Genomic DNA, 21541 nt, shown 5'->3' on the forward strand with positions numbered 1-21541 from the left:
GGGGGTGGTGCGGGGGTGGTGGTGCGTCGGAAGCCGGCGGATGCCTCGGATCTGCGGGTGGACTGACCGCCGCGTGGGGGCGCACGCCGCTGTGGTGGCCATGGTCAGTCACCCGGGCATCGAATGTCAAGAATATTTGACGCCCGTCATGAATAGGTTGAACAACGCTCCGCTGTGGCGGCGTCGCTCCCGTCGGAACGGCGGGTCGTTTCCGTCAGACCTCGGGCAGGCCCACGTAGTTCTCGGCCAGGCTCGTGGCGTAGGCGCGGGAGGTGGCGACGTACCGCAGCGTGGCGGTCTGCAGCTTCGTCTCGTACGGGTCGTCGCGTTCCAACCGGTGCATCATCGAGGTCATCCACCAGGAGAAGTGCTGCGCCCGCCAGACCCGGCGCAGCGCCGTGGCCGAGTAGCCCGCCAGCAGGTCGGCGCGCCCCTGGTCGTACCACGCGGCGAAGGCGTCCCCGAGCAGCGCGACGTCGGCGAGGGCCAGGTTCATGCCCTTCGCGCCGGTGGGCGGGACGATGTGCACGGCGTCCCCGGCCAGGAACAGCCGCTCCCACCGCATCGGCTCGACCACGAAGCTGCGCATCGGGGTGATGGACTTCTCCAGGATCGGTCCCTCGTTGAGCGACCAGCCCGGCACCGTCTCCAGCCGCGCCCGCAGCTCCGCCCAGATCCGCTCGTCCGGCCACGCGGCGACGTCCTCGTCGGGCGCGACCTGGAGGTACAGCCGGGAGATCTCGGGCGAACGCATGCTGTAGAGGGCGAAGCCCCGGTCGTGGTGGGCGTAGATGAGCTCCGCCACGGCCGGCGCGGCGGCGGCGAGGACGCCCAGCCAGGCGAACGGGTACGTCCGCTCGTAGGTGGTCAGCACCCCCTCGGGCACCGCGCGTCGGCTCACCCCGTGGAACCCGTCGCAGCCGGCCACGAAGTCGCAGTGCAGCTCCTCCTCGCGCCCGTCGCGGCGGAAGTGGACGACCGGCGAGTCCGAGTCGAGACCGGACAGGCGTACGGCGTCGGCCTCGAAGAGGATCGAGCCGCCGGCCGCGAGCCGGGCCGCGATCAGGTCCCTGACCACCTCCTGTTGCCCGTAGACGGTGATCGCCCGCCCCGTCAGCTCCGTCATCGGCACCCGGTGCGACTCTCCGGCGAAGCGCAGTTCGATGCCCTCGTGCCGCAGCCCTTCCCGGAGCAGCCGCTCGCCGAGGCCGGTGCGGCAGAGCAGGTCGACCGAGCCCTGTTCGAGGACGCCGGCCCGGACCCGGTGCTCGACGTGGTCGCGGCTGCGGCTCTCCAGCACCACGGACTCGACTCCGCGCAGGTGCAGCAGGTGCGACAGCATGAGTCCCGCCGGCCCGGCGCCGACGATGCCGACCTGGGTACGCATCTGCGGCATCCTCTCGGGGGCGTTCGCCTGGCGAACGGGTGTTCTCTTCTTGAACGTTGGCACGTGGTCCCGGCCCGCGTCAACGCTCGGCCCGCGCCTCCGTGCGCGCCGGCCGTCCCCTGTAGACCGGGCGGACCGTCTACGCTGGCATACCGGCGGCGAACCGGGCGTTCAAGGCAGCCCCGGACCTCTGCGGCCGGAGACCGGTTGAGCGTGCGCGAGGAGGCGGTGAGACCGGGCGGCAGGCACCGATCCACGGCCAGGGAAGGGAGCGAGGGTGGCGCAGCGGCGAGCACTGGTGGTTCGGGGCGGCTGGGAGGGGCACCAGCCGGTCGAGGCGACGGAGCTGTTCCTCCCGTTCCTCGAACGCAGCGGCTACGCGGTGCGGGTCGAGGAGTCGACGGACGTCTACGCCGATGCCGCCGAGATGGCCGGCACCGACCTCGTCGTGCAGTGCGTGACGATGTCGCAGATCACCCCGGAGCAGGTGGCGGGCCTCAGCGCGGCGGTCGTCGCCGGGACGGGGTTCACCGGCTGGCACGGCGGCATCGTGGACTCGTTCCGCGCGTCCTCCGACTACCTGCACCTGGTGGGCGGCCAGTTCGCGACCCATCCGGGCAAGGAGCCGTGCGAGCGTCGCGGTGCGGCGGAGGACAACTTCCTGCCGCACCCGGTACGCATCACCGACCTGGGGCGGGAGCATCCGATCACCGCGGGGATCGGCGACATCGAGCTGGTCACCGAGCAGTACTGGGTGCTGCACGACGACCTGATCGACGTGCTGGCCACCACCACCCACCCGGCGCAGGCCTGGCAGCCGTGGCACCGGCCGGTCACCTCGCCGGCGATCTGGACCCGGCAGTGGGGTGCTGGGCGCGTCGTCGTGACGACCCCGGGGCACAGCCTCGAGGTGCTGGAGCACCCGAGCGTGCGTACCGTCATCGAGAGGGGGATGGTGTGGGCGACCCGCACCGCGTCGGCGTCGTAGGGCTCGGGGTCATCTCCCGCGCCTACCTCGACACGCTCGCGAACCACCCGGCGGTGCGCATCGTGGCGGTGGCCGACCTCGACGCCTCCCGGTCCGCCGCGACCGCCGCCCAGCTTCCCGGCGCCGAGGCGTCGAGCGTCGAGCGCCTGCTCGACCGCCCGGACGTGCAGACGGTGCTCAACCTCACGATCCCCGCGGCGCACGCCGAGGTCTCCCTCGCCGCGATCGACGCGGGCAAGCACGTGTACGTCGAGAAGCCGCTCGCCGCGGCGTTCCCGGACGGCCGTTCGATCATGGAGCGGGCCGCGTCGGCCGGCGTCCGCGTCGGGTGCGCGCCGGACACGGTCCTGGGCACGGGTACGCAGACGGCGCGCGCCGCGATCGACGGCGGGCTCATCGGCCGCCCGCTGTCCGCGTCGGCCGTCATGGTGACCCCGGGGCACGAGCGCTGGCATCCCCACCCCGACTTCTACTACGCCCCGGGCGGCGGCCCGTTGCTGGACATGGGGCCGTACTACATCTCGGCGCTGATCCACCTGCTCGGGCCGGTGCGCGCGGTGCGCGGAGCCGCCAGCCGGCTGCGCGCCGAGCGGGTTGTCGGCTCGGGCCCGCGCCTGGGCCAACGGATCCCGGTGCAGGTGGACACCCACGTCACCGGCGTGCTGGAGCACGCCAACGGCGCCCTGTCCACCATCACGACGAGCTTCGACGGCGTCGCGACGACGGCCGCGCCGATCGAGGTGCACGGGGAGACCGGCACACTCGCCGTGCCCGATCCGAACTACTTCGATGGTGCGGTCCGCCTGTTCGCGCTCGGTGACACCGAGTGGCGGGCTGTCGCGCCCCGGGCGGGCTATGTGGACGGTGCCCGGGGCGTCGGTCTGATCGACGCCGTCCGCGCCGACGGCCGGCGTCCGCCGCGTGCCGGCGGCGACGTCGCGCTGCACGTGCTCGACACGATGACCGCCCTGCTTCGTTCGGCGGCCGAGGGCCGGCGGCTCGAGCTGACGACGGCGGTGGAGCGGCCCGCGCTCGTCCCGCTCACCCCGGCCGAGGAGTGGGGCGGTGGTCACCGCAGCGGCTAACCTGCCGTCATGGCGAGTGTCGAACTGGATGAGTTGATCGTTGCGGACGCCGACGCGCTGCGTTCGTGGTTGTCGGCCCACCACGCCACGTCGCCCGGTGTCTGGCTCGCCCTGACCAGGAAGGGCGGCACCGTCACGACGCTGACCTGGCAGCAGGCGGTCGACGAGGCCCTGTGTTTCGGCTGGATCGACGGGCAGGCCCGCAAACGGGATCAGGAGACCTCCTGGATCCGGTTCACCCCGCGCCGGCCCCGCAGCATCTGGTCACAGCGCAACGTCGCGCACGTGGCCCGGCTGGAGGCGCACGGGCGGATGCTGCCCGCTGGCCGCGCCGCGGTGGCGGCCGCGAAGGCGGACGGGCGGTGGGCGGCCGCCTACGCCCCGCCGTCGGAGGCCGAGGTGCCGGCCGACCTTCTCGCCGCCATCGCCGCCGACCCCGCCGCCCAGGCCATGTTCGACGTGCTCACCAAGACCAACCGGTTCGCTCTCATCCACCGCCTCAACGCCGTCAAACGCGCGCAGACCCGGGAGCGCAAGATCGGCGAGTTCGTCGCCATGCTGGCCCGCCACGAGACGATCCACCCGCAGAAGGCCAGGCTGCTGAACCCACCGTGATCGGTCCTCCACTCCGCCGAGCATGCGTGGCACGCAATCCGAGTGCGGTGGGCGACCGGACCCGTGTTGACTCGGACGGTGGATCGTCAACGGCTCAGCAGCATCGCGCACTCGCGCCACCCGATCGCGGCCCCGATCTTCGATGTCAACGTCAACCGGCTCCTGCGTCGAGCGGGCCGTCAACCGACGGCTCGTGTCCTCGACCTCGGCTGTGGCGAGGGCGCCTGGATGTTGCAGGCCCTCGCCCACCATCCGGACGGGCACGCGGACGGCGTGGACGTCAGCGCGTACGCCCTCGACCGCGCGGCCGGCGCCGCCGCCGCGCGCGGCCTCGCGGACCGGCTCACCCTGCACGAGCGCGACGCCCGGACGTACGTGCCCGACGGCGACTACGACCTGGTGCTGTGCGTCGGCTCGACCCACGCGTTCGGCGGATTCGGCGGGACGCTGGAGCTGGCCGGTCGGCACGTCAACGCCGACGGCATCCTCCTGGTCGGCGAGGGGTTCTGGCAGGTCCCGCCGACCCCGGAGGCACTGGCGGCGCTCGGTGCGAAGCCCGAGGAGTTCACCGACCTCGCCGGCCTGGTCGACGCCGCCGAGCGGGCCGGCTGGACGCCGACGTACGCCCATGTCAGCGACGCCGCCGAGTGGGACGACTACGAATGGTCGTGGATCGGTTCGCTCACGGAGTGGGCGCTGGACAACCCCGGCCACCCGGACGCCACCGAGGCGCTCACCGTTGCCCGGGAGCACCGCGATCAGTGGTTGCGTGGGTACCGCGACGTGCTGGGTTTCGTGACGTTGGTGCTACGCCGCGGCTGACCACCGTCACGGTCGACCCCGAGCCACGGCGATGTGCTTCGGATTCCGCCAAGAACGGCGCGGGATGTTCCCGATTTCGGCGGGTCCATCCTGGGTGGATGGTCGTTGTCGGCCATGATGGCAGGGGTGCGGGAAGATAAGGGCCGGACGCGCTCGTGGTTGTTGCTGGGCGCCGGGGTGGCCGGTCTGGCGGGAACGGTTCTGCTGCTGCTACAGGGCTCCCCGGAACGGCTGGGCACCGCAGACCAGTTGGGCAGCGTGGTCGGCGCGGCGATGGGCACGCTGGGGTTGGTGGTGGCCGTCGCGGGACTGCGGGCGGCGCGTCGCCCGGTGCCGGCCGACCCCGCGACGCTGCTGGACGACGCCTGTGACGAGCTGGCCCGGCAGGTACACCGGCAGTGGGCGCACGAAGCCGGGGCTCGGGGGTTGCTGCGGCCCGAGCCGCTGCGGGTGCGGTGGTGCCCCACCGGCCGGCCGGTCACCGCCACGGAAGGGGAGGTCTTCGGTCCCACCGGAAGCCGGAAGATCACCCGGTTGTCCGGCGACGTCACCGGGATCGCCCAGCTGTGGCGGCAGCTACCGGCTCGGCAGTTGGTGGTCATCGGAGCGGCCGGGGCCGGGAAGACCTCTCTCGCGGTCCTGCTCACCCTCGGCCTGCTCACCGAACGGCAGGACCGCCGGGAGGTGCCGGTGCTGCTGAACCTGGCCGGCTGGGACCCCGACCGGGAGCATGCGGACACGTGGCTGGCCCGCCGGCTGGCCGAGCTCTACCCCGCGCTGGGTGACCAGGGACGCTTCGGTCGGGACGCCGCCGGGCGGCTCGTGGACCGGGCCCGGATCGTGTCGGTGCTCGACGGGCTGGACGAGATTCCCGCGCCGTCCCGCGCCGCCGCGGTGGCGGCGCTGACCGACGCGGTGGGTCGCGACCGGCCGTTGGTGCTCACCTGCCGCGCCGAGGAGTACCAGGAGACCATCGCCGCGACCGGCACCCCGTTGGCCCGCGCCGCCGTGGTGGAGATCGAACCCCTCACCGGACGACAGGCAAGCGAATACCTGCCCGCAGGGCAGATCAACGGCGTACGACGCTGGGCAGCGGTCACCGCCCACCTGCGAACCCACCCGCACGGGCCGTCGGCCCAGGCACTGGCCACCCCGCTGATGGTGTACCTGGCCCGCACCGTCTACACCCCGCCGCACACCGACCCGGGGGCGCTGACCAGGTTCACCGACCGGACGGCCATTGAGGAACACCTGCTCGAGGCATACCTGCCCACCCTCTACCATCCCCGTACCCCCGCCCGGGACGTCGACAACCCGCCACCCGTGCACCACTACCCGCCCGGCGAAGCCCGCAAATGGCTGACCTTCCTCGCCCGTCACCTGCATCGACAGGGCGGCAGCGACCTGCACTGGTGGCAACTCGTCACCGCCGTTCCGCAACCCAGGCTCGCGGTCAGCCTCACGGTCGGGCTCGCGTACGCGCTCCTGATCGGACCGGTGGGCGGGCTCGTGTTCGGGCTGGTGTACGGGCTCACGGCGGGGCAGCCGGCCGGGCTTACCGCCGGGCTCCTGGTCGGTCCGGTGTTCGGGCTCGCGGCCGGACTCAGGATCTCCGCAGGATTCGTGCACTTTACCCACGACGCCGCCGAACCAGGCCGGTTGCGCGTGAATCCCGAGAACCTCACGTTCGGGCTCGCGGTCGGGTCGGCGTTCGGGCTCGTCTTCGGATCCGCCGTCGGGGTCGTGGGTGAACCGGTGATCGGGCCGGTGGTCGGGCCGGCGATCGGGCTCGTGGGCGGGGGTCTGGGCGGCGCCGCGTTCGGCCTCGTGGCTCGCTTCCACCGCACCGCCGGATCCGTGCACGTCACCCGCGAGGTCGCCGGGCGGGGCCGGCTGCGTGTGAACCCCGATAACCTCACCTTCGGGCTGGTGTACGGGCTCGTGGGCGGGCTTTCGGCCGGGTTTCTTGCCGGTCCGGTGGCCGGATTCGTGGTCGGACTCGTGACGGGGCCGGTGGTCGGGCTGGTGACCGGGCTCAGGTTCACGGGCGGCTTCGCCGTGCACCTCACCCACGAGGTGGCCGGGCCGAGCCGACTGCGCGTACACCCCGGAAACCTCGGGTTCGGAATCGTGTACGGGCTCGTGGGTTGGTTCCTGGCCGGGCTCGTGGTGGGCCCTGCGGTCGGCCTCGCGGTCGGGTTGGTGGTCGGGCTCGCCGGCGGCGTCCCGTACGGGCTCAGGCCCGCCAACCGTAGCGAACTCCTCGATCCCCGGCTCACCCTCCGTGGCGACCGAGCCCTCTTCCTCACCGGCGTCCTCGCGTACGGGGTCGCGTTCGGGCTGATGGGCGGAGTCGTCGGCGCACTGGTGTACGGGCTCGGGGGTGGGCTCTCCGGTGTGCTCGGGATCGGGCTGGTGGGTGGGCTCGGCGCTGGGCTCGTGGGTGGATTCGGTGGTGCCTGGATCCGGTTCGCGGTGGCGCGGCTCTGGCTGGGGGCAGGCGGTCACCTGCCCTGGCGCGTGATGCGTTTCCTGGACGATGCCTACCGGCGTGGGGTCCTCCGGCGGGTCGGAGCCGCCTACCAGTTTCGCCATGCGCGTCTCCAGGACCATCTGTCCGGCGCGGATCGCCCTCGCCTCTGAGCGAAGAGGCGGTTCGAGGATCTTCTGGTTGGTCTGTGCGCCGTGTCCGGTTGGGGGACCTTCGGTCTGCCGGCGCTGATCCGGCGACGCGACCGAGCGGGGGCGGGCCTGTCCGGCCTCACCCGCCGTCGGGGCCGGCCGCCGGCAGCCGGGTACGCTGCCGACGGGCGATCAGCGCGTCCCGGCCGGCCGCGTCGATCCGGCCGGTCACCCGCAGCCGGGCCATCCCGCCGTCGGGGAAGATGTCCAGCCGGACGTGGGTGGCGGCCCGGGGCTCGGTGACCGGGAAGCGGTGCCGGGTGTCCGGCCGCAGCCGGGTCTCCGGCAGCAGGGGAAACCACGCCGCCGGGTCGTCGAGGTCGCCGTGGCGGTCGTCGGCGGCGCGCAGCGCGGCCCGGCCCGGGGCGTTGCCCTTGAAGTGGCTGGTGTCCAGGTCCACGAAGTGCACGACCCCCGGCACGCCCAGCCGGACCAGCACCCAGTCGTTGCCGTCGTCGCGGCGGCGGGCGGTCTCCCAGCCCTCGCCCATCACCCGGGCCGGGCCGGGGGCGAGCAGGTTCTGCGGGGCGCCGTAGAACCGGTCGCTGCACCCCTGCACCCGGCCGCCGTGTTCCGTCGCGGCCAGGTCGAGGATATCGGGCAGCAACCGGGGGTCGGGCACCACGTCCCCGTGCACCCGCAGCCGGGCGACCCCGCCGTCGGGGAAGATGGTGAGCCGCACGTGGGTGACGTGGTGGGGCACGCTGACCGGGAAGACGTTGCGGCTGTCGCCGGCCAGCGGCGAGCGGTCGAGCAGCGGCACCCAGTGTGCCTTGGCGAGCTCGTCCGGCCCCGGGTAGCCGTCGACGGCGCACCCGTCGACGGCGGCGAACGGCGGATAGTTGCCGGTGAAGAAGCTGGTGTCGACGACCAGCAGCCGCACGACGCCCGGCAGGCCGAGCCGGACGATGGCGTGGTCGCAGCCGGGCTCGCGGCGGCGGCGGGTCTCCCAGCCGTCGTAGACCTGGCCCTTCGCGGCGAAGGTGCGGGGCGAGAAGGTCGGCGGCAGCGGGTCGACCAGGTTGTCGGCGGCGGCGAAGAACTCGTCGTTGGCGGCGATCACGCCGCCGCCGAAGGCACGCGACGCCAGGTCGGGCAGGGTGGTCAGATCGGGCAGCGCGGCCAGGTCGGCGAGGGCGGCACGGCCGGGGCAGGCGGCGGCCGGGTCGGCCGGGGTGCTCATGCCACACCCGCCCGCAGCAGCCGGCCGCGCGGGGCGTCGCCGGTGACCGGTTCACCGCGCAGCCACACGGACCGCACCACCCCGGTCAACCACTGCCCGGCGTACGGCGTCACGGGGTGCCGGTGGTGCAGCAGGCCCGGCTCGACGCGGAAGCCGGCGTCCGCGTCGAAGGCCACCAGGTCGGCGTCGCCGCCCACCGAGATCCGCCCCTTTCCGGGCAGCCCGACCAGGTCGGCCGGGCCGGTGGCCATCCAGCCGACCACGTCGGCCAGGCCGTGCCCCCGGCGACGGGCCTCGGTCCACACCACCGGCAGGCTGAGCTGCACCGACGCGATGCCGCCCCAGGCGGCGGCGAAGTCTCCGGTGTCGGCCCGTTTCAGCTCCGGCAGGCAGGGCGAGTGGTCGCTGACCACACAGTCCACCGCGCCGTCGGCCAGCGCCGCCCAGAGCAGGTCCTGGTTGGCCCGGTCCCTGATCGGCGGGCAGCACTTGAACTCCGTCGCGCCGTCGGGCACCTGCTCGGCGGTCAACGCGAGGTAGTGCGGGCACGTCTCCACGCTCAGCCGCACACCGGCGGCCCGCGCGGCGACCAGCTCGGGCAGGGCCCCGACCGACGACAGGTGCAACACGTGCATCCGGGCACCGGTGCGGCGGGCGGCGGCCACCACCGTGGCGACGGCGGACCGCTCGGCCACCGGCGGCCGGGACGCCACGAAGTCGGCGTAGCGCGGCGACGGGGGCGACTCGCGTACCGACCCCGGGTCCTCGGCGTGCACGACGAAGAGCGCGTCGACCGTGCCCAGGGCCCGCTCCAGCAGGTCGGCGTCGACCGGCGGGAACTCCGGCACGCCCGAGTCGACGAGGAACGCCTTGAAGCCGAACACCCCGGCCCGGTCCAGCGCCACGAGGTCGCCGAGGTTGCCCGGCACCACGCCGCCCCAGAACCCGACGTCGACGTGGCAGCGGCCCCGCGCGGCGGCGCGCTTGGCCTCCAGCGCGGCCACGGTGACCGTCGGCGGGACGCTGTTCAGCGGCATGTCGATCAGGGTGGTGACGCCGCCGGCCGCGGCGGCCCGGGTGGCGCTGGCGAAGCCCTCCCACTCGGTGCGGCCGGGCTCGTTGACGTGCACGTGCGTGTCCACCAGGCCGGGCAGCAGGGCGACGTCGCCCAGATCCTCGTCGACGGCGGCGTCGAGCGGCGCGTCGTATCCGGCGAGCGCGGCGATCCGGCCGGCGCGCACGGCGACCGCCGCCGGCCGTTGCCCGTGCGGCAGCACCGCCCGACGGGACCGCACCACCAGGTCGTAGCTCATCGGACCCCCGCCAGCAGCCGGCGGTGCGCCCGGGTGGCCGCCAGGGCGAGGGTGTCGGCGTCGGCGGTCCGCAGCTCCGCATGCTCGACGACGGTCCGGCCGCCGACCAGCAGCAGCGCCAGCGGTGCCGGCGGGCCGAGCACCAGCGCCGCCACCGGGTCGTCGATGCCGGCGTGGCCCAGCCCGTCGAGGCGCCAGAGCGCGACGTCGGCGAGCTTGCCCACCTCCAGCGAGCCGATCTCGTCGGCGCGGCCGAGGCACCGCGCCCCGCCCATGGTGCCCAGGGCGAGGGCCTGCCGGGCGGTCAGCGCCGCCGGGCCGCCGCGCAGGCGGGCCGCGTACAACGCCTGGCGCAGTTCCGCGCCGAGCTGGCCGGCCTCCTGGGAGGCGGCGCCGTCGACGCCGAGGCCCACCGGCACCCCGGCGGTGAGCAGGTCCGGCACGCGGGCGGTGCCGGCGCCGAGGCGGGCGTTCGAGCTGGGGCAGTGCGCCACCGCCGTGCCGGTGGCGGCCAGCCGGGCCAGCGCCGGGTCGTCCAGGTGTACGCCGTGGGCCAGCCACACGTCGTCGCCGAGCCAGCCGAGCTGTTCGGCGTACTCGACCGGGGTGCAGCCGTGGGTGGCGCGGCAGTATTCCTCCTCCTCGGCGGTCTCCGCGAGGTGGGTGTGCAGCCGGACCCCCCGCCGCCGGGCCAGCGCGGCGGACTCCCGCATCAGGGTGCCGGTGACCGAGAACGGCGAACACGGGGCCACCGAGACGCGCAGCATCGAGCCGGGGGACGGGTCGTGGTAGCGGTCGATGGCGGCCTCGGTGGCCAGCAGCGCCGCCTCGGTGCGCTCCACCAGCGAGTCCGGGGGCAGGCCGCCCGCCGACCGGCCGAGGTCCATCGACCCCCGGCACGGCTGGAAGCGCAGCCCGACCAGCCGGGCGGCCTCGATCTCGGCGGCCAGCGGGTCGTCGCCGCCCGGGGGGAACACGTAGTGGTGGTCGGTGCTGGTGGTGCAGCCGGACAGGGCGAGCCAGCCCAGCCCGGCGGCTGCCGCCGCGTTGACCATGTCGGCGTCCAGGTGGGCCCAGACCGGGTAGAGGGTGGTGAGCCAGCCGAACAGGTCGGACTGCTGGGCCAGCCCCCGGGTCACCCACTGGTAGAGGTGGTGGTGGGCGTTGACCAGGCCCGGGGTGGCCAGGCAGCCGGTGCCGTCGACCCGGCGGGCCGACGGGTCCACGGGGCCGGCCGGCCCGACCCCGACGGCGGTGATCCGCCCGTCGTCGCCGATCACCACGTGGCCGGCGCGGTGCTCGGTGCCGGCGGCGTCGACCGTGGCGACGGCGCAGTTGTCGATGACGATCACGGCGGTCACCAGTCGCCGTCGGCCGGTGCGACGTCGTCGCGGCCGACGGTGCCCTCGATCACCCCGTACGGCTGGTCGGTGGCGACGAAGACGGCGTTGGGGTTGTCCAGCCCGAACGGCGACAGGTCGACCGGGACGTGGTGCCGGTTGGGCAGCGACAGCCGGATCTCCGCCAGCTCCGGCCTGGTCTCCAGCACCCGGCGGCCCATCGCGTACAACGTCTGCTGCAACGAGCGGCTGTACGTCTCGACGAACGCGGCGACCAGCGCCTCGCGTACCTGCCGGTAGGCGGCGTCCCAGTCCGCGTGGGCGTCGAGGTGCCGCCAGCGGGCGTCCACGGCGGTGGCCAGGATCCGATCGGTGCTTTCCGGCAGCGTCGTGTGTTCGTCGCGCGCGAAGCCGTGGAACTCGGAGTTCGTGGTGTTCATCAGCACCAGATCGGTCAGCCCGGACACCACCCGTGCGGCGTCCCCGTCGTAGGTGACCGTCGCGGTGCGGGTCTCCGCGCCGCTGCGCTGGAAGGAGTGCTGCCCGAGCCGCTGCCAGCCGAACTCCCGCACCGCCACCCGCGCGTGCCGGATGGCCGGTTGGCTGTGCACGAAGTGCCGGGCCAGCAGGAGCGCGAACGCCTCGGGGGAGGCGACGCCGTGCCTGCGGGCGAACGCGTACACCGTGTTCTTCTGTGAGTCGGTCGGCAGCACCTGGCTGTTGTCGCCGGTGAGATGGGTGGCGGCCAGGTCCCCGGCGAGGGCGGTACGCACGTCGAGGTCCCGCAGCGTGTGCCGGTCGCCGTCGCGGACCACGTGGACCACGCGCACCTGGGCCTTGCCGTACCGGTTGGGCCCCAGCACGATTCCCATCTGTCAACTCCCTCGGTAGGTGGTGTAGCCGAACGGACTGAGCAGCAGCGGCAGGTGCAGGTGCGCCGCGGGATCGCCGACTGCGAAGGTGAGCACCACCTCCGGGAAGAAGGGATCCGGTCCGAGGTGCCCGTCGAGGTCGAAGACGAGCCGGTACCGGCCGGCCGTCCACTGCCCCGCCGGCACCCAGTCGCGCAACCGGCCGTCGGCGTCGGTCAGACCGGTGCCGACCTGTCGCCACCGCCCGCCGTCGAGCCGGTCGAGCCGGACCGGGATGCCCGGCGCGGGGGCCCCGACGACCGTGTCCAGCACGTGCGTGGAGAGCGGCGCGGTCGCGCCCGCGTCAGGCCGGCTCATCGAGCAGCTTCCTGATCCGCAGCGCGGCGATGCTCGCCAGTTCCTCGCGTACCACCTCCCGTTCGGTGGCCTCGTCGTGCGCCAGCCGGTCCCGCGCGGCGGCCAGCAGCTCCGTGTCGCTGCGGCCGGCGGCGCAGATCAGGAACAGGTGCCCGAAGCGGCGCTCGTACTCCTCGTTGGCCTCGGCGATGGCGGCCCGGGTCCGGTCGGACGACCCGTCCAGGCCGGACTGTTCCCCGCGCGACCAGCCGTCCTCCCGGCGCTGCCCCGCCGGGCGCTCGCCGATGCGCGGGTGGGCGGCCAGCGCCTGCGCGACCTCCGGCCAGGTCAGCCGCGCGCTGGCGGCGAGCGCCGAGGCCAGCAGCGCGGCCAGGTCCGGGTACGGCCGCCCGGCGGCGATCTCGCGGGCCCAGCGGGGCACGGCACAGCAGGCCGCCAGCTCGTCCTCGGCCCGCTGCGCGGCGAGCGCGTTGAACTGCTCGATCCGTTTCACCGGTCGCCTCCCCTGGCCCTGCCTCCGCAGAAGGAGTCAAACAGGCCGGCCGGTGGGGCGGACAGCGCCGCGATGGCCAAAAGCGCCGGGGTTCCCGGTGCCGTTGTTGGACGTTCGTCCAACCGTTCACCAGCCACGGGTCGTGGCTGGTGAACGGTGCGGGTCAGCCGTGGATGCTGCCGGTGGCGTCGCGCAGTCGGCCGCCCGCGCGGCCGTGCCGGACCGCGACGAGTTCCGCGGCGATGCTGACGGCGATCTCGGCGGCGCCGCGACCACCCACGTCCAGGCCTACGGGTGAACTCAGCCGGGCCAACGCCGTCTCGGTGACGCCGGCCTCGCGGAGCCGGCCGAGCCGGTCGTGGTGGGTCCGCCGGGAGCCCATCGCCCCCACGAAGCCCAGCGGAAGGCCGAGCGCCAACCGCAGCACCGGAACGTCGAACCTCGGGTCGTGGGTGAGCACGCAGACGGCGGTGCGCTCGTCCAGCCGACCCGCCTCGGCCTCGGCCGCGAGGTAGCGGTGCGGCCAGTCGACGACCACCTCCCGCGCCTGCGGGAAGCGGCGCGCGGTGGCGAAGACCGCGCGGGCGTCGCAGACGGTGACCCGGTAGCCGAGGACGTCGCCGATCCGGGCCAGCTCGGCCGCCACGTCGATCGCGCCGCACACGATCAGCCGGGGCGGCGGGGCGTAGGAGCGCACCAGCACGGTCACCGGCTCCGCCGCGCCGGGACCGGCGGGCGGCAGCCGCACCGGAGCACTGCGGCCCTCGGCCAGCAGCCAGCGGCCGGCGGCCAGCGCCGCCTCGTCCAGCCGGGGGTCGCCGAGGGTGCCGTGGTGGCCGGCCGGGCCGGCCACGATCCGCCGGCCGAGCCGCCCCGCCGGCCCCTGCACGCAGGTCAGCACCGCCACCGCCGTGCCCGCGCGGACGGCCCCGGCCAGCACCGGCAGCTCCGCGAAGCCGGCGCGGTCGACCCGTTCGACGTACACCTCGATGGTTCCCCCGCAGGTCAGGCCCACCGCGAACGCGTCGGCGCCGGTCACCCCGAAGCGCAGCAGCGCGGGCCGTCCGGTGCGCACGGCCTCCTGGCAGGACTCGTGCAGCGCCGCCTCGACGCAGCCGCCGGAGACGCTGCCGGTGACCGAGCCGTCCGGGCCGACCAGCATCGCCGTGCCGGCCGGGTAGGGGGCGCTGTGCCAGGTCTCGACGACGGTGGCCAGGCCGACGGCGTCGCCGTCGTCGCAGCGGCGCACCAGCTCGGCGAGCACCTCATTCATGGCCGGGCGACCCGGCGGCGGTGGGCGGTGCGGAGTCGGCGGGTGGCGCGGTGGCGGCGGGTGGCGCGGTGGCGGCCGGTGGCACAGAGCCGGCGGGCGGGGCGTCGAGGTCGCTGTCGTGTGCCACGTCGGCGCACGGCACGATCCGCACCCGGTCGAGCCGTTGCCGCAGGTAACCGCCCGCGCCGCTGTCACCGACGGCCGAGGCGCACACGCCGGCCCAGTGCTCCCGGCCCAGCAGCACCGGATGGCCCCGGCGGCCCGGCCCGTAGCCGGCCGTGGCCAGGCACGCCGGGGTGGCGCCGGCCGCGACCCGCCGCACCGCCTCGGCGGAAATGCCCGGCATGTCGACCAGGAGCACCACCACCGCCACCGCCTCGGTGGCGGTCAGCGCCCGCAGCCCCACCCGCAGCGAGGAGCCCATCCCGGTGGCCCACCGGGGGTTGCCGACCACCCGGGCACCGGAGAGGTCGGCGTCGGCGCGGACCCGGTCGGCCGCCGCGCCGAGCACCACCAGCGCCGGCGCGCAGCCGGCCCCGACGAGGGTACGCACCGCGCGTTCCACCAGCAGCGAGCCGCGGTGGTGCACGAGCGCCTTGGGCCTGCCGTAGCGGCGGCCGGCACCGGCGGCGAGCACCAGCCCGGCGACGGCTCCGGGGGGCGACCCGGGTGGGCGGGACAGCTGCACGACGTCTCCCTCGCGCTGGGCGGAGCGCCCCACGCCTGTCGCTGCCGGCACCGAACCACGAGGTGTCTGGTCGCGGCGCTGCCCGAGCGGGCGTCGGATCGGCTCACCATGCGGAGCGGACCGGGAGGCTGTCAAGGGTGCCCGCCCCGGGCGCGGCGGCTCCCGCCCCGGTTTGGAGCTTCGTCCAACGAAGCCGGTTCCGCCCCCGGTCGTGTTGTCGCCGGCGGGCATTGTCGGGCCGGCGGCCGGGTTGCTTGGATTCCCCCAACCGGTCCCCGCCACCCGGCCCGCCCGCCGCACCCACCCGCCCGGCGGGGCCCTCGGCCGGCGGCATCCGCCCCGAACGAAAGCGCGAAGCCTGTGGACCTGTTCACCGTGCACGACGTGATCCCCGCGGACGCCGACGCGTGGCAGCCGGGCGACCGCTGGCTCGGCGGCGGCACGTACCTCTTCTCGCAGCCGCAACCACAGGCACGCCGGCTGCGCGACCTCACCGCCCTGGCCTGGCCCCCGCTGCGGACCAGCCGCGACCCCCACGAGCCGGGCCTCGACATCGCCGCGACCTGCACCGTCGCCGAGCTGTCCCGGTACGCTCCGCCGGCGCGCTGGCCGTCGCTGGGCCCGCTGATCCGGGGCTGCTGCGACGCCTTCCTCGCCTCGTTCAAGGTGTGGAACGTCGCGACGGTCGGCGGGAACCTCTGCGCGGCGCTACCGGCCGGGCCGATGATCTCGTTGGTCACCGCCGCCGCAGGCAGCTGCCTGATCCGGGGCCTGGACGGGCGGCAGCGGCGCGTGCCGGCGAGCGGGCTGGTCCGCGACGTGGGCGCCACCGTGCTGCGGCCGGACGAGTACCTGCACACGATCCGCCTACCCGCGCGGACCCTGGGCGGCCGGTTCGCGCTGCGGCGGGCGTCGCTGCACCCGCTCGGCCGCTCGGCGGCTCTCGTCATCGGTCACCGGGACCCGGACACCGGGGCGTTCACCCTCACCGTGACCGCCGCCACCCGGCGACCGGTCGGCATCGCCCTGGCCGGCCTGCCCCGGCCGGGTGAGCTGGCCGCGTTGCTGGACGCCCGCATTCCCGCCGGGGAGTGGTACGACGACGTGCACGGCCTGCCGGCGTGGCGGCGGCAGATGACCCTGCGGCTGGCCGAGCAGGTCCGCGCCGAGCTGGCCCGGGTGACGGCGCGGTGAGCGTACGGGTGAACGGCCAACGGTGCGCCGTCGCGCCGACCGGCGGCCAGTGCCTGCGCGGCTACCTGCGCGAACAGGGCTGGTTCGGGGTGAAGAAGGGCTGCGACACCGGCGACTGCGGGGCCTGCACGGTGCACGTCGACGGCCTGCCGGTGCACAGTTGCCTCTATCCCGCCGTGCGGGCCGTCGGCCGCGAGGTGACCACCATCGAGGGGGTCGGCGCCGTCGCCGGTGGGCCCGAGACGCAGCAGCGGTTCCTGGACGCCCAGGGCTTCCAGTGCGGCTTCTGCACCGCCGGGTTCATCATGACCGCCGTCGCCCTCGACGACGCGCAGCGCGCCGACCTGCCCGCCGCGCTGAAGGGCAACCTGTGCCGGTGCACCGGCTACCGGTCGATCGCCGACGCGCTGCGCGGCGTCCGCAACGTCGAGGACGCGGCCCCGGGCGGGGCGGTGGGCCGGAACCTGCCGGCGCCGGCCGGGCCCGACATCGTCACCGGCGCGGCCCGGTTCACCGCCGACGTGACCGTGCCCGGGCTGGCCCACGTCAGGCTGGTCCGCTCGCCCCTGCCGCACGCCCGGATCGTCGACGTCGACGCGCGCGCCGCCCTCGCCGTGGCGGGCGTGCTCGCCGTGCTCACCCACCGGGACGCGCCGACGACCCTCTTCTCCACCGCCCAGCACGAGAACGCCGACGACGACCCGGCGGACACCCGGGTCCTCGACGACGTGGTCCGGCACGTCGGGCAGCGGTTCGCCGTCGTGGTCGCCGAGACCGAGGCCGCCGCCGAGCAGGGCTGCGCCCGGGTACGGGTCGACTACCAGCCGCTGCCCGCCGTCACCGACCCCGAGCGGGCGATGCGGGCGGACGCGCCGGCGATCCACGGCGACAAGGGCGCGGAGTCCCGCATCGCGCGCCCGGCCGGGAACGTGGCCGCCGAGCTGCACGGCGAGTGCGGCGACGTGCACGCCGGGTTCGCCGCCGCCGACGTGGTGTACGAGGAGACGTTCCGCACCCAGCGGGTGCAGCACGCGCACCTGGAGACGCACTGCGCCATCGCCTCGTTCGACCCGGACGGGCGGATCGTCGTCCGCAGCAGCACCCAGACGCCGTTCCTCACCCGGCGGGCCCTCGCCCGGATCTTCGACCTGCCGCCCGAGCGCATCAGGGTGGTGGCCGGCCGGGTCGGGGGCGGCTTCGGCGGCAAGCAGGAGATGCTGGTCGAGGACGTGGTGCTGCTCGCCGCGTTGCGTACCGGGCGGCCGGTGAAGCTGGAGTACACCCGGGCCGAGCAGTTCACCGCCGCCACCACCCGGCACCCGTTCACCATCCGGGTACGCGTCGGCGGCCGGCGCGACGGGACGTTGACCGCGCTGCAACTGCGGGTGGTCTCGGACACCGGCGCGTACGGCAACCACGGGCCGGGGGTGCTCTTCCACGGCTGCGCGGAGTCGGTGGCGGTCTACCGGTGCCCCGCCAAGCGGATCGACGCCTTCGCGGTCTACACCAACACGGTGCCGTCCGGCGCCTTCCGGGGGTACGGCCTCGGTCAGGTCTCCTTCGCCGTCGAGTCCGCCGTCGACGAGCTGGCCCGCCGGCTGGGCGTCGCGCCGGAGGACTTCCGCGCCCGCAACGTCGTCCGCGACGGCGACGACCTGATCACCCCGGCCGGCCACCCGGACGACCTCGCGATCCGCAGCTACGGCCTCGACCAGTGCCTGGGCGTCGTCCGCTCCGCGGCGGCGGAGCCGGCCACCGGGCCGGGCGCGCCGGCGGGATGGCTGGTCGGCGAGGGGTCCGCATTGGCCATGATCGCGACCGGGCCGCCGGGGGGACACCACGGTCGGGCCCGGCTGAGCCTCACCCCGACCGGCGGCTACCAGCTCGACGTGGGGACGGCCGAGTTCGGCAACGGCTCCACCACCGTCCACCGGCAGATCGCCGCCGACGTGCTGGGTACCGCCGTGGACCGGATCCGGGTCCGGCAGTCGGACACCGCGCTGGTCGGGCACGACACCGGCGCGTTCGCCTCCACCGCCACGACGGTGGCCGGCACCGCCGTGCTCCGGGCCGCCACCGCGCTGCGCGCGCTCCTGCTCGACCTCGCCGCCGGGGCCCGCCCCGGTGCCGGGCGGGCCGGCCTGCGGCTGGGCGGCGACGCCGTCCACGGCGCCGGTGAGCCGCTGCCCCTGGCCGACCTGCACCGGCTGGCCGTCGCGCGGGACACCCCGCCGACCGCCACCGGTCACGCCGATGGCGCCGAACGGTCGGTGGCCTTCAACGTCCACTGGTTCCGCATCGCCGTCGACCCGGAGACCGGCGAGATCAGGGTGCTGCGCAGCGTGCACGCTGCGGACGCCGGCACGGTGCTGAACCCGATGCAGTGCCGCGCCCAGGTCGAGGGGGGCGTGGCGCAGGCACTCGGTGCCACCCTCGCCGAGCACGTACGCCTCGACGCCGAGGGCCGGGTGACGACCACCGACTTCCGCAACTACCACCTGCCGACCTTCGCCGACGTGCCGCGCACGGAGGTGCACTTCGCGCGCACCGCCGACCCGCTGGGTCCGGCCGGGGCGAAGTCGATGAGCGAGAGCCCGTTCAACCCGGTCGCCGCGGCCATGGCCAACGCGCTGCGCGACGCGACCGGGGTCCGCTTCACCGACCTGCCGTTCACCCGCGACCGGGTCTGGCAACGCCTGTCGCCGGGGGCGAACGGTCGGCACGTTCCGCCGTGAACCGGCGAGGATCGGATACGGAACGGAAACCTCACCGTCCTACCGTTTGCCGATCGGGTTCCTCGACGACGGGGATGACGATGCTGCTACGCGACGCGCTGGCCCTGCCGGCACTCAGGCTGACCCTGCTCACCGGCGGCGACGGGCTGGACCGCCCGGTGAGCCAGGTCTTCGTCACGGACCTGCCCGACCCCCGCCGCTACCTCCGCGGCGGCGAGGTGGTGCTCACCGGCCTGATGTGGCGGCGGCGGGACACCGACGCCGAGAACTTCGTCCGGTCCTGCGCCAAGGCCCGGGTCAGCGCGATCGGCGCCGGTCACGCGGCCCTCGGCCGGGTCCCGACCGACCTGGTCGAGGCCTGCCGCCGACACGGCGTGCCCCTGTTCGAGGTCCCGGTGGAGGTGTCCTTCCGCGAGGTCATCGAGGCGCTCGCGCCGTCGGTGTGGAAGCAGCGGGCCACCGGGCTGGCCACCGTGCTCGGCCGGCAGCGGGGAGTGGTCGCGGCGATGGCCGCCGGCGCCCGGCTGCCCGACCTGCTGCCGGCGGTCGCCGCCGACCTGGGCGTACGGTGCTGGTTGCTCTCGCCCGCCGGCCGGCTGGTCGCCGGCACCGCCCCGCTGCCGGCGTCGGCCGCCCGGGAACTGTGCACCGCCTTCCTGACGGCCACCCGGCTGCCGTTCACGACCCGGGTCGACGGGACCCGGGTGTCGGTCACCGCGATCACCGGCTCACCGGAGCACCGGATGGTGTCCTGGCTGCTCGCCTGCGCGTCGGTCGGGGCGCACGCGCCGGCGATCCCCTCGTCGCCCGGCCCGCCGCCGGCCGGGCCGGAGGCTGCCGGGCACGACGTGCTGGCCGAACTGGTCAACATGGCCGCCCTGGAACGGACCCAGGCCGACGAGGCCGAACGGGTCGAGCAACGCCTGGCCGACCAGGTGGGGTGGGCGCTGGCCGGCGACGGCGACGGGGCCGACCTGCGGGCCCGGCTGCGGGCCTGTGGGCTGGCGCCGGATCGGGGCTTCGTCGCGCTGGCCGCGACCCTGACCGGCCTGCGTACGCCTCCGGCGCTGGCCCTGGCGGTGCTGCGCGAGACGATCCGCACCACGGGCCTGCCGGCGGCGGTGACGACACTGCCCGGCGCGCCGGAGCCGACCCTGTTGGCGGTGGTGGGCGACGCCCCATCCGGGCCGGCCGCCGCGACCGTGGCCGGCGCGTTCCGCGGCGCCCTCGACGTTCTTGCCGCCGGGCTGGGCGCCGGGCGTCTCTCGGTCGGGATCAGCACCCCCGGTCGGGCCGCCACCGTGCTGCCGGGTCTCGTGCAGGAGGCCACCCACGCCCTCCGCGCGGCGGCGGCGCGTCCCGGGCCGGTGGCCGTGGTCCGCGCCGAGGAGGTGGCCTCCCACCTGATGCTGCTCGCCGGGGTGCCGGCCGACACCCAGCGGGCCTTCCGGTCCCGGCTGCTCGACCCGCTGACCGGCTACGACCGGCAGCACGGCACGGACCTGGTGCACACCCTGCACGCGTTCCTGTCCGCCAACGGCGCCTGGCGCCGGTGCGCCGAGTCGCTGCACGTGCACGTCAACACCCTGCGCTACCGGATCGGTCAGATCGAGCGGCTCACCGGCCGCGACCTCGGCAGGTTCGAGGACCGGGTGGACCTCTTCCTGGCCCTGCGGCTGGGCGAGGCGTCCGGTTCCTGACCCCGGCGGCCGAGGCCGCTCGCCGCGAGCGAAATTCCGGCGCGGTTCTGCTGAAACCTGCCGCCCACCTCGCGCGTCATCAGGACGAGTCGAGTGAGGACCGCCAGCCGGCAGGGCTGCCGGCCTCGGCCTGGGCCTCGGGAGTCGAGGCAGTCGGGAGGAAACGGTGTTGGTGCGTAGGTGGCTCGCCGGGGCGGGTCTGGTGGTGCTGACCGGTGCCGCCGCGACGCTCTACGGAGCGCTGTCGGCGTCCGCGGGTGACGCCGCACCGGGCGATGCGGTGCCGGCGGCCGGGGCGGGGTCGTCCGGTGCCACGGTGGCGGTCGACCGGCCGGCGAGGGCGAGCGCGGACCCGGTCCTGTCGGGCAAGCGTCGGGTCACGATCGTCCGGGTGGGGTCGTTCGAGTCGGGGCTGTCCCTGCTCGACGGCGGGCGGCTGGCCGAGGTGGACGACGACCGTGGCCGGCAGGTGTTCGTGCCGACCCCGCTGGGCTCGGGAGAATACCTGATCAAGGCGTACTACGGCGGCGGCACCGGGCAGCCGGTCTGCTGGCAGGCGCGCAACCCGAACAACGGTAAGCCGCTGTTCGTGGGCGGTGCCGCCTGCCGGGCGGACGACCCGGCTCAGCGGTTCGTCATCGCGTCCGCCCCCGCCGGAGAGGCCCGTGAGTATCTGATCAGCAACCGGTGGGCGTACCTGCGCGACTCGGCGCGGTCCGGCCTGATCCTGGAGGAGCTGGGCGACGGCCCGCCGGTCAGCAGCTTCCGGTTCAACGACACCGGACCGGCCCCGCGCGGCAGGTGACCCCGTCGG

18 protein-coding genes are annotated in these 21541 nt (G+C 75.0%); 9 read left to right on the forward strand and 9 right to left on the reverse strand.

The features are described from left to right. Positions 1–214: 214 nt before the first annotated feature. Positions 215–1387, reverse strand: a complete 1173-nt coding sequence (locus ACFT41_RS26115) for a 4-hydroxybenzoate 3-monooxygenase (protein WP_377586545.1) — start codon at positions 1385–1387, stop codon at positions 215–217. Between the two features lie 277 nt (positions 1388–1664). Here ACFT41_RS26115 and ACFT41_RS26120 point away from each other — a divergent pair, with 277 nt between their 5' ends. The 5 genes from ACFT41_RS26120 (at position 1665) to ACFT41_RS26140 (ending at position 7540) form a co-directional block, all read left to right on the forward strand. After that, positions 1665–2375 (forward strand): ThuA domain-containing protein, encoded by a 711-nt coding sequence (locus ACFT41_RS26120; RefSeq protein WP_377586543.1) that lies wholly within the window; start codon positions 1665–1667, stop codon positions 2373–2375. After that, positions 2345–3460 carry a Gfo/Idh/MocA family protein gene (locus ACFT41_RS26125; RefSeq protein ID WP_377586541.1) on the forward strand — a complete coding sequence of 372 codons (1116 nt, stop codon included), beginning with the start codon at positions 2345–2347 and terminating at the stop codon, positions 3458–3460. The genes ACFT41_RS26120 and ACFT41_RS26125 overlap by 31 nt, the downstream gene beginning before the upstream one ends. A gap of 9 nt (positions 3461–3469) precedes the next feature. Beyond that, entirely contained in the window at positions 3470–4075 is a 606-nt protein-coding gene (locus tag ACFT41_RS26130) for a YdeI family protein (protein ID WP_377586539.1), read from the forward strand. A 78-nt stretch (positions 4076–4153) separates the two neighbouring features. Further along, complete coding sequence (locus tag ACFT41_RS26135) at positions 4154–4897, forward strand: SAM-dependent methyltransferase (protein ID WP_377586537.1); 744 nt, start codon at positions 4154–4156, stop codon at positions 4895–4897. A gap of 126 nt (positions 4898–5023) precedes the next feature. Then, complete coding sequence (locus ACFT41_RS26140; protein ID WP_377586535.1) at positions 5024–7540, forward strand: NACHT domain-containing protein; 2517 nt, start codon at positions 5024–5026, stop codon at positions 7538–7540. Between the two features lie 118 nt (positions 7541–7658). On the opposite strand, the gene alc is transcribed toward ACFT41_RS26140, so the two are convergent. The 8 genes from alc to ACFT41_RS26180 all read right to left on the reverse strand — a co-directional run bounded on the left by alc (position 7659) and on the right by ACFT41_RS26180 (position 15098). Next, complete coding sequence (gene alc, locus ACFT41_RS26145) at positions 7659–8762, reverse strand: allantoicase (protein ID WP_377586533.1); 1104 nt, start codon at positions 8760–8762, stop codon at positions 7659–7661. Then, complete coding sequence (gene allB, locus ACFT41_RS26150; RefSeq protein WP_377586531.1) at positions 8759–10075, reverse strand: allantoinase AllB; 1317 nt, start codon at positions 10073–10075, stop codon at positions 8759–8761. Before allB ends, alc begins: the two co-directional genes overlap by 4 nt. Next, positions 10072–11436, reverse strand: a complete 1365-nt coding sequence (locus ACFT41_RS26155; protein ID WP_377586529.1) for an 8-oxoguanine deaminase — start codon at positions 11434–11436, stop codon at positions 10072–10074. The genes allB and ACFT41_RS26155 overlap by 4 nt, the downstream gene beginning before the upstream one ends. Beyond that, complete coding sequence (gene pucL / locus ACFT41_RS26160) at positions 11433–12287, reverse strand: factor-independent urate hydroxylase (protein WP_377586527.1); 855 nt, start codon at positions 12285–12287, stop codon at positions 11433–11435. Before pucL ends, ACFT41_RS26155 begins: the two co-directional genes overlap by 4 nt. A 3-nt stretch (positions 12288–12290) precedes the next feature. After that, positions 12291–12644, reverse strand: a complete 354-nt coding sequence (gene uraH / locus ACFT41_RS26165) for a hydroxyisourate hydrolase (protein WP_377586525.1) — start codon at positions 12642–12644, stop codon at positions 12291–12293. Continuing rightward, a complete protein-coding gene (gene uraD, locus ACFT41_RS26170) occupies positions 12631–13137 on the reverse strand; it encodes a 2-oxo-4-hydroxy-4-carboxy-5-ureidoimidazoline decarboxylase (protein WP_377586523.1) in 507 nt (168 codons plus the stop codon). The genes uraH and uraD overlap by 14 nt, the downstream gene beginning before the upstream one ends. 163 nt (positions 13138–13300) lie before the next feature. Beyond that, on the reverse strand, positions 13301–14410 hold the full coding sequence (locus tag ACFT41_RS26175; RefSeq protein ID WP_377586521.1) for an XdhC family protein: 1110 nt from the start codon (positions 14408–14410) through the stop codon (positions 13301–13303). After that, complete coding sequence (locus ACFT41_RS26180) at positions 14403–15098, reverse strand: NTP transferase domain-containing protein (RefSeq protein ID WP_377586519.1); 696 nt, start codon at positions 15096–15098, stop codon at positions 14403–14405. Before ACFT41_RS26180 ends, ACFT41_RS26175 begins: the two co-directional genes overlap by 8 nt. 360 nt (positions 15099–15458) lie before the next feature. Here ACFT41_RS26180 and ACFT41_RS26185 point away from each other — a divergent pair, with 360 nt between their 5' ends. The 4 genes from ACFT41_RS26185 (at position 15459) to ACFT41_RS26200 (ending at position 21532) form a co-directional block, all read left to right on the forward strand. Further along, the gene (locus ACFT41_RS26185; protein WP_377614014.1) at positions 15459–16292 is read left to right on the forward strand and encodes an FAD binding domain-containing protein; all 834 of its coding nucleotides are present in this window, start codon (positions 15459–15461) and stop codon (positions 16290–16292) included. Further along, the gene (locus tag ACFT41_RS26190; RefSeq protein WP_377586515.1) at positions 16289–19027 is read left to right on the forward strand and encodes a molybdopterin-dependent oxidoreductase; all 2739 of its coding nucleotides are present in this window, start codon (positions 16289–16291) and stop codon (positions 19025–19027) included. The genes ACFT41_RS26185 and ACFT41_RS26190 overlap by 4 nt, the downstream gene beginning before the upstream one ends. A gap of 80 nt (positions 19028–19107) precedes the next feature. Continuing rightward, positions 19108–20727 carry a PucR family transcriptional regulator gene (locus ACFT41_RS26195; RefSeq protein ID WP_377586513.1) on the forward strand — a complete coding sequence of 540 codons (1620 nt, stop codon included), beginning with the start codon at positions 19108–19110 and terminating at the stop codon, positions 20725–20727. 166 nt (positions 20728–20893) lie between these two features. After that, positions 20894–21532 (forward strand): hypothetical protein, encoded by a 639-nt coding sequence (locus ACFT41_RS26200; protein ID WP_377586511.1) that lies wholly within the window; start codon positions 20894–20896, stop codon positions 21530–21532. The last annotated feature ends 9 nt before the right edge of the window (positions 21533–21541 follow it).

The organism is Micromonospora sp. NPDC057141 (assembly GCF_042670805.1).
In the GTDB taxonomy this organism is placed as follows: Bacteria; Actinomycetota; Actinomycetes; order Mycobacteriales; family Micromonosporaceae; genus Micromonospora.